Below are 392 nucleotides of genomic sequence, written 5' to 3' on the forward strand. Positions count from 1 at the left end.
GTCCACCAGCACGCGGTGCAGCGCCAGACCATCGCCCGTCTGCCGGGCCCAGCGTGCCAGGCAGTCCAGCTGCTGCGCGTCGTCGGGAAGCGGCTGCAGGCCGGCCGTCGCGGTGGCATGGGGCCAGTCGCTGCCCCAGAGCACGCGGCCGGGGGCGGCGCGCAGGTAGGTGGCGGCCAGGGCGTCCAGCGCGGGGTCGTCCACCGCATGGCGCTCGCTCACGATGTAGCCGCCGGAGAGCTTGATCCACGCGCGCCCGGCCTGCAGCAGCTCCAGCAGCAGCGCATGGGCGGGATGCCGACCGGCCAGCGCGGGCGCGATACGCCCGAAGTGATCGAAGACCAGCGCCACCGGCAGCCGGCGCAGCACGTCGGCCTGTTCCGCCAGCAGAC

1 protein-coding gene is annotated in these 392 nt (G+C 75.0%); it reads right to left on the reverse strand.

What is annotated here, in order from left to right:
- Nucleotides 1-392, reverse strand: a 392-nt coding sequence (locus IR155_RS15795) for an amidohydrolase family protein (protein ID WP_167760836.1), incomplete at both ends; no start/stop codon positions are given.

It is taken from the genome of Microbacterium paludicola, assembly GCF_015235415.1.
GTDB lineage: Bacteria > Actinomycetota > Actinomycetes > Actinomycetales > Microbacteriaceae > Microbacterium > Microbacterium paludicola.